This window comes from Pelistega indica, assembly GCF_000506865.1.
GTDB classification, from domain to species: Bacteria; Pseudomonadota; Gammaproteobacteria; order Burkholderiales; family Burkholderiaceae_B; genus Taylorella; species Taylorella indica.
Window position 1 is genome coordinate 1 of record NZ_AYSV01000119.1, and the last position, 8,307, is coordinate 8,307.

Genomic DNA, 8,307 nt, shown 5'->3' on the forward strand with positions numbered 1-8,307 from the left:
CAAACATTCTTTATTTCAGACAAACCAACTGTACCTAATAACAAGCGAATTATCTTTATCTCGTTCGAATACTAGAAAGGGCTAATCGAGTATCCCAAGAACCATTTCGATAAGGCAAAATTTTATCTGAAGCGTCACCTACTAAAGGCTCAGAAGCAATTTGATAATAACAAACGAAATAAATGGTTTTTAAAATATCAGTCCATTCCCCTTCTGTATACGCATTGGTTGCAATAACTACTTTATCTGCATGCACAGTACCAGATGAGGTGACCACATCCCAGGCATCTCCTACACGGTTTAGCTGTTGAACGGCGGTATTTTCGAAAATATTAACGTTCAATTGATAAGCAGCTTTAGCTAAACCTACCACATAAGCATATGGATTAACTGTACCTGCTCGTTTATCCAACAATGCTTTTTGAATACTCGTCGTCCCACAGTATTCATGACATTTAGCCCCGGATAATACTTCAACATCAACGCCTCGACGGGCCAGTTGTTGATAGCGGTCATCGACATCGGCTTCCCCTTCTACATTGTGTGCCATATGCAGATTGCCTGTACGGCTGTCTTGTGCGTTAATATTAAACCGATCAATCATACCAAACACTAAACTAGGGGCTTTGCCAAGTGCAGTTGTTAAAATTTCTCCTTGTTCGTCACCTAGATATTTATTTAAATCATCCGGTTTTGCCCATGTTCCGGGATTCACAAGCCCCACATTTCTACCAGACCCTCCCGCTCCAATTTGATTTGCTTCAAGTAAGACAACGTCATAACCTTTTTCTGCCAAATGAATAGCAGAGGATAGACCGGTAAAACCACCACCAATAATACATACTTGTGTCTTAGTATCACCGTTAAGTCTTGGATAAGTATCAATTGAATCAACTAGGGTATGCCATAGAACTTGGTCTTGTATCATTTAATTTACCTTTTGGAACACTATTGAAAACAAGTGACTATCTGTTTTAGACAGCCACTTGCTAAATTACCTTACTCGTAAATGAAGAAATAATTACCCAAAATTAATACCTTGCGCCAATGGTAAATCACGTGAGTAGTTAATAGTATTAGTTTGGCGACGCATATAAGCCTTCCACGCATCAGAGCCAGACTCACGTCCACCACCTGTTTCTTTTTCACCACCAAAAGCACCGCCAATTTCAGCACCGCTAGTCCCAATATTTATATTAGCTATCCCACAATCACTACCTGTGACTGAAATAAACGTTTCCGCTTCACGAATATCATTAGTAAATATACAAGAAGATAAGCCTTGAGGCACTGCATTTTGTAAATCAATCGCTTCTTGTAAATCTTTATAAGGAAGTACGTAAAGAATAGGAGCAAACGTTTCTGTCTTAACGACTTCATTTTGTTCATTCATTTCAACAATAGCTGGCTCAACATAATAAGCATCAGGATATTTGTCAGCTAACACTCGCTTACCTCCAAATACCTTACCACCAGTTTGAGTAGCTTTTTCTAGCATTAATTGCATTTGATTAAAAATTTGTTCATCAATTAATGGACCGACTAAATTGCCCTCTAATGGGTTTCCAATTGTCACAGAGGCATAGACTTTTTGTAATTTAGCCACAACCTCATCACGAATACTTTCGTGAACAATCAAGCGACGCAAAGTCGTACAGCGTTGTCCTGCTGTACCTACTGCAGCAAATAAAATGCCTCTAATCGCCAAATCTAGATCTGCACTTGGTGTCAGAATCATGGCGTTATTACCACCAAGCTCTAAAATACTACGACCAAAACGCTCTGCCACTTTAGGACCTACAATACGTCCCATACGAGTACTACCTGTTGCGCTAATGACTGGCACACGATGATCTGTAACAAGTTTATCCACCACACTAGCATCACCTACTAATACCTGTGATAAATGCTTGGGAGCATCACTACCAAATTGTGCCATAGCTTTTTCAAACAACGCTTGGCAAGCCAATGCTGTAAGTGGTGTTTTTTCTGAGGGTTTCCAAATTAATGCATTACCGCAAACCAGTGCTAACGCGGCATTCCATGACCACACTGCAACAGGGAAGTTAAAGGCTGAGATGATACCTACGACCCCTACAGGATGCCATGTCTCACGCATATGGTGCCCTGGTCGTTCTGAACTAATGGTTAAACCGTAAAGTTGACGAGACAGTCCTACGGCAAAGTCGCAAATATCAATCATTTCTTGAACTTCACCCAAGCCTTCTTGGGTGATTTTGCCCGCTTCTAAAGACACTAAACGACCTAAATCTTCTTTATGCTCACGTAGCACATTTCCTAAAATGCGGACTAACTCACCGCGCCGAGGTGCAGGAACTTGACGCCATGCCTTAAAAGCAACTTCTGCTTGTTGAATCTGCACATCCACATCTGCAATAGTATGCTCTTTAACGCGACCAATTTGCTGTCCATCAATAGGAGAATGAACGGCTAAGCTACCTTGTTGATACACTGCCGAATCAACACCAAATTTGCTCATTAACGCTTCAATCATTTTCTCTCCTTTTATCAGTTCATCCTAAAATTTACTTTACCAAGTATTTAATACTATGGTTTAAGTCTAATACAGGTCAACTGAAAAAATATCTCTATATGATTACTTTTTTTCTTAATTAGGGTAATTCCTTATGCAAAGATTTTTATAAAGCTTTAATCTTGAAATAATACTTTTAGGAATATCATATGCAGATTTTTGACGCCCAACAAACTGAACAAGCACTCCCCTTTGTTGATTTAATTAATGCTCTTGAGAAAATGTTTATTGAAGGTTGCGAAGCTCCTCTTAGACATACTCATAAAATTAATAATCAACACAATGAAGCATTAGGAACATTATTAATTATGCCTGCATGGCAATCTGAGCGATGGTTGGGTATCAAAACTGTTTCTGTTTTCCCTCATAATCACGACTATCATTTACCTGGCTTACACTCTGTCTACCTACTATATTCAGCAAAAACTGGTAAACCTGAATCTATGTTTGACGGTGATGTGATTACCTCTCGCCGAACAGTGGCAGCCTCTGCACTTGCAGCAAAATATTTAAGTCGTCCTGACGCTAATTCTCTACTAATTGTTGGATCAGGTCGTGTCGCTAGTTTAATTGCTCAAGCCTATCAAGCTATACGCCCTCTAAAAACTATTTATGTATGGAGTAAAACTCAGCAAAATGCCGAACAACTAGTAAAAGAATTAAACCATCAAGGTTTTAATGCGCATTATGCCGATGACTTAGAGGCCACAGCTAAGCAAGTGGATATTATTAGTTGCGCAACACTTTCTACACAAGCAATTATTAAAGGGGAATGGTTACGACCAGGTGTACATCTAGACTTAATTGGTAGTTTTACACCTGATATGCGAGAAACTGACGACTCTTGTTTCAAAAACACATCCGTCTTTATTGATACCGAAGAGGCACTATTAAAAGCGGGCGATCTGCTTTCTCCCATCCATAACGGCGTGATAAAAGCAGAAGACATCAAGGCTAACCTTTCTCAGCTATGTAAAAAAGAGCATCTTGGTCGCACTAGTGATACTGAAATTACTATTTTCAAATCCGTGGGAAATGCTTTAGAGGATCTTGCCGCCGCTATATTAGCTCAAGAGAATAAAAGCTAAACCATTCAAAAAATAAAGGTTAGCTTGCCTAATAAGCAAGCTAACCTTACTAGCAATATTTGATTATTTCATGAGTGTACGAGTACCATCCTTGTGCCATGTAAACACTTGGAAGTCAAAAGAGGTCAAATCTCCTGATGGCTCCCAACTTAATTGACCAACCACAGAATCAACTTTATTACCATGCAACCATTTCGCTACTTCTATCGGGTCAGTACTATTGGTTGCTTTAATACCTGCTGCAATAGACTGAACACCTGCATAGGCAGTCATTTGGAAAGTACCCGATGGATCACGCCCCTTCTCTTGGAATAATTTAGTAATTGCAGCATTTTCTGGCTTCAATGAGAAATCAGGAGATAAGGTCACTAATAAGCCCTCAACAGCATCTCCAGCAACAGCGTTTAAGTCTGTACCAACAGCTCCTTCAGCACTCATAAATTGTGCCTTCAACCCCTGCTCACGAGCCTGACGTAATAGTAAGCCTAATTCAGGATAGAGCCCTCCATAAAACACAAAATCTATACCTGCTGATTTCATTTTTGTAATCACAGACGAATAATCCGATTCACCTGCATTAATACCTTCAAAAATTACGACATTACCACCTAGTTGTTTTAAATTATCACGCGTATACGTAGCAACTCCTTGACCATAGGTTTGTTTATCATGAAGAACGGCTATTTTCGTAGGTTTTACCTTTTCCATCACATACTTGGCTGCTACAGGTGCTTGTTGGTCATCGCGTCCAATTGACCGAAACACTGTTTCATAATTTTTGCCTGCGGTCACCGTTGGAGATGTTCCGCCAGGAGTAATCATTACTACGCCTTGCTCATTAAAAATAGGTGCAGCCCCCATTATCGCCCCAGAACAAAATGGACCAATAACAAAACCTATCTGTTGATTTACAACCGTATTAGCGGCAGTAGGTCCCTGTTTAGGTTCACAAGCATCATCAACCACCACCATTTCAAAAGTATTCCCATTAATACCCCCTTCAGCATTAATCTTTTCAATGGCAGTCATTACCCCATCCCGAGTCATATGACCATACTGAGTAACTGGCCCCGTAAAAGGACTAACGACAGCGATTTTTACTACCTCAGCTTGTGCCACAGAAACTGATAACACTAACCCTAAAGCAGTCGCTAAACTAGATAATTTTACTTTTATCATAATAAGAATACCTCCTAAAAAAAGTGGTCATAATGTTGTCACGGTTTTTACAGTTTATCCAAAACACTTTATATGCAACATATGATAATCCCTAAGTTTTTTAGGATTGAACCTTTCCACTCCTCGGAGAGCTAGTACAGTCCTTGTTCTGTATAGGCATTGGAAATTTTCTCTTTACTATATTCCAAATCGGAATAGTATGAGTCTATTTTTTCGTTTGTTAAATATCACTACATCCATTAAATTTCTCTTATTACAAGACATAACATTTTTTAGGGATAATCCTTATTTTTTAAATAATTCAAACATAAAAGAATATTGTCCTTAATCTATAAAAATTACTAGCTTTTGCTTTTCGTACAGTATTTCGTACATTAATAAAAAACACACAACCATATTAAGTGGTTATATAAAAATAGGAGCACAATATGAACATCTGGTCATGGTATTTGAATAAATCCTTTATGTCGAAAATGACGGTAGGCTTTATTCTCGGCATTTTATTTGGATTCATCTTTGGGGAAGGTAGTAGCGTATTAGCTCCCTTAGGCAAGCTATTTTTAAATTTATTACGTATGGTAGTAATTCCTTTAGTTGTGCTATCACTTATCGTTGCAGTTAACCACTCAAACCCTAGAGAATTAGGACGTATTGGCGCTAAGGTTTTCCCCTTCTATCTCATTGCTACTGGTATTTCGATTTTTGTAGGGATTGCCATTGCCCAAATTACCCACCCCGGTGTTGGCTTAAGTCTACCTGAAGGAGCAACAGTTACCCCTCCAAAAAGCCCAAAGTTTATTGATACATTAATCAATATGGTACCGAGTAATATTTTCAGCGCCCTATCAAATGGCGATATTCTTGCTGTCGTATTTGTCGCTATTGTCGTGGGTTTAGCGATTCTCTTTTTGCGTCACGCTGATAATGCTCAACAAAGAGAAATGGGTGAATTAATTTACAAAGTTATCGAGGCAGGTAATGAAGTCGTCTCTAAATTTAGCTGGCATCTTGCAATATGCGCCTATCGGTGTCATGGGGATTACTGCGAATACCATAGGAAGTCAAGGTATGGATACCGTGATTGCTCTTGGAAAATTTATTGGTACTGCCTATATTGGTGTTATCGCTTTGCTAGTGATTGTCTATCCAATCATTCTAAAATTATTTGGCGTTAAAGTTATCCAATTTTATCGTGACATTAAAGAAGCTGTCTTTACTTCATTTGCCACTAGCTCAAGTTTAAGTACCTTACCTATCACCATTCGTTCTGCAGAAAAAGCAGGCATTGGAGAGCGTGTGGCTAAATTAACCTTACCTATTGGTGCTACAGTTAATATGAATGGTACTGCCCTACGATTTGGTATGGCTGTGATTTTTGCTGCCGAAATTATGGGAATTAGTTTATCTTTCAATGAACTAGTTTCTATCGTACTTATTGGCACAATGGCCGCTGTCGGTACAGCTGGTGTGCCTGGTGCGGGTTTAATCGGTATGTCAATCGTATTTACACAAGCAGGTTTACCGATTGAAATTGTTGCCCTAACCGCAGGCATTAACTCACTCGTTGATATGATTTTTACATGTGGTAATGTCACTGGAGATTTAGTCGCTGCAAAAGTAGTAGACCAAACAGAAAAATGGCAGAGTTCAAAGACGTCAAGCTAAACGGCTAAACGACTAAACGACTATTTCCGACTATCACCATAATTTCTCTCTACTTGATTGAGATTATATGTTTTACAAAGGTTTTTATATGAATAGAAAAGGTATTAGCACAGCACTAGGTCTAGTTCACCCAATCACTCTTTCTCACGGAAAAAATGCTGAAGTCTGGGATACTGATGGCAAGCATTATATTGATTTTGTTGGTGGCATTGGAGTGCTCAACCTCGGACATTGTCATCCAGTTATTGTCCAAGCCATCCAAGAGCAAGCCACTAAAATGACCCATTACGCATTTAATGCCGCAGAGCATGAACCATATAAAAAGTTCATGGCAGAGTTAGTAGATTTTATCCCTATGAGTGGTGAGCTTGCTGGGATGCTTACTAATTGTGGTGCAGAGTCCACAGAGAATGCACTAAAAATTGCACGCATCAAAACAGGACGCACAGGTGTGATTGCTTTTGATGGAGGATTTCATGGTCGTACATTAGCAACGGTCAATTTAAATGGTAAAGTGAATCCATATAAACAAGGCTTAGGCAATTTACCAGGCCCTGTTTATCATATCCCGTTCCCAAGTAAGGATAACGGTATCAGCAAAGAGACTGCTGTAGCTGCTTTGGAACGTTTAACTCAAATAGAAGTAGATATCAACACAATTGCGGCTATTATTGTTGAACCGGTTCTTGGAGAAGGTGGATTCCAATTATTGGATATTGACTTTGCCAAATATCTTCGTGATTTCTGCCATAAACATGGCATTATCCTCATCTTCGATGAAATTCAATCTGGTTTCGGTCGTACAGGCAAACCATTCGCTTTCTTGCATTTAGGTATAGAGCCAGATCTTCTGTTACTGGCCAAAAGTATTGCTGGTGGTATGCCTTTGGGAGCTGTCATTGGCAAAACTGACTTAGTTAATTATCCTCCAGTTGGTAGCTTAGGGGGGACTTTTTCAGGTAACCCTATTGCTTGTGCAGCAGCATCAGCTACTCTTTCCATTATGCAGAGTGAACCTTTCCTTAGCTCATCAAAACACTATGAAGAGACAATTGAAAAAACATACCATCAATGGAAAGAACAAAACATAACGCCATGGTTAGGTCGACTAACTGGCGTAGGTGCCATGCGTGGTATAGAGTTATATCACCCAGAATTTGGTGCAGGTTCAGCCCTCTTAAGTAAAATATTAGTCACTGCTCGTGAACGTGGTTTGTTATTGATGCCTAGTGGTAAAAGTCGACATATTATTCGCTTGCTCACTCCACTCACTATTGAGCCAGAAATATTAGAGAAAGGACTCACTATTTTGTCAGACATTCTTAAAGAATATGCTGATTTTAAAATTTAAATCTTTAGAAAAACAATTACTAGAAGGAGCGACACAATGTCTCATTTTTTAAACCCTGACGAAATTCGATCGCGCTTTTCTGCTTTGATGTCAGATATGTATCAAAAAGAGGTACCTCTTTATGGCGATTTGATTAGCCTTGTCTCTGATGTTAATAAAAGTGTTTTAGAAAAATCTCCTGAAATTAAAAATCAACTGACTCAAACAGGTGAATTACCTCGTTTAGACTTAGAACGTCATGGTGCTATTCGTTTAGGTAAAGCAGAAGAACTTTTTACAATTCGTCGAGTATTTGCCGTTATGGGGATGTTTCCTGTAGGCTATTATGATTTAGCCCCTGCTGGCGTTCCTGTACATTCCACAGCATTTCGTGCTATCGAAGCCGAGTCATTAAATAAAAGTCCATTCCGCATCTTTACCTCTCTATTGCGTTTAGTAACTTATTGATTAACGAAGAGCTTCGACAAACT

At 39.2% G+C, this 8,307-nt stretch carries 6 protein-coding genes and 2 pseudogenes; 5 read left to right on the plus strand and 3 right to left on the minus strand.

Going from position 1 to position 8,307, the window contains the following annotated elements:
* Positions 1–55: 55 nt before the first annotated feature.
* Both V757_RS25825 and amaB read right to left on the minus strand, forming a co-directional pair.
* Positions 56–928 carry an NAD(P)/FAD-dependent oxidoreductase gene (locus V757_RS25825; RefSeq protein ID WP_052019429.1) on the minus strand — a complete coding sequence of 291 codons (873 nt, stop codon included), beginning with the start codon at positions 926–928 and terminating at the stop codon, positions 56–58.
* Positions 929–1,021: 93 nt separating this feature from the next.
* On the minus strand, positions 1,022–2,515 hold the full coding sequence (gene amaB, locus V757_RS25830; protein ID WP_023952828.1) for an L-piperidine-6-carboxylate dehydrogenase: 1,494 nt from the start codon (positions 2,513–2,515) through the stop codon (positions 1,022–1,024).
* Between the two features lie 188 nt (positions 2,516–2,703).
* Between amaB and lhpI the strand changes: the two genes are divergently transcribed.
* Positions 2,704–3,642: a bifunctional Delta(1)-pyrroline-2-carboxylate/Delta(1)-piperideine-2-carboxylate reductase gene (gene lhpI, locus V757_RS25835; RefSeq protein WP_023952830.1), complete on the plus strand. Its 939-nt coding sequence runs from the start codon at positions 2,704–2,706 to the stop codon at positions 3,640–3,642.
* Positions 3,643–3,705: 63 nt separating this feature from the next.
* Here the strand turns inward: lhpI and V757_RS25840 are convergent, their stop codons facing one another.
* A complete protein-coding gene (locus V757_RS25840) occupies positions 3,706–4,821 on the minus strand; it encodes a high-affinity branched-chain amino acid ABC transporter substrate-binding protein (protein WP_023952832.1) in 1,116 nt (371 codons plus the stop codon).
* A 473-nt stretch (positions 4,822–5,294) separates the two neighbouring features.
* Between V757_RS25840 and V757_RS29690 the strand changes: the two are divergent.
* From V757_RS29690 to V757_RS25855, 4 genes and pseudogenes are all read left to right on the plus strand, one after another.
* Positions 5,295–5,759 (plus strand): annotated as a pseudogene (locus V757_RS29690) (dicarboxylate/amino acid:cation symporter); the annotation flags it as partial.
* Positions 5,760–5,853: 94 nt separating this feature from the next.
* Complete coding sequence (locus tag V757_RS29695; RefSeq protein ID WP_261796560.1) at positions 5,854–6,486, plus strand: dicarboxylate/amino acid:cation symporter; 633 nt, start codon at positions 5,854–5,856, stop codon at positions 6,484–6,486.
* An 88-nt stretch (positions 6,487–6,574) separates the two neighbouring features.
* On the plus strand, positions 6,575–7,837 hold the full coding sequence (locus V757_RS25850) for a 2-aminoadipate transaminase (RefSeq protein WP_031274845.1): 1,263 nt from the start codon (positions 6,575–6,577) through the stop codon (positions 7,835–7,837).
* Between the two features lie 36 nt (positions 7,838–7,873).
* Positions 7,874–8,272: pseudogene (locus V757_RS25855) on the plus strand (2-oxoadipate dioxygenase/decarboxylase family protein); the annotation flags it as partial.
* Positions 8,273–8,307: the final 35 nt, after the last annotated feature.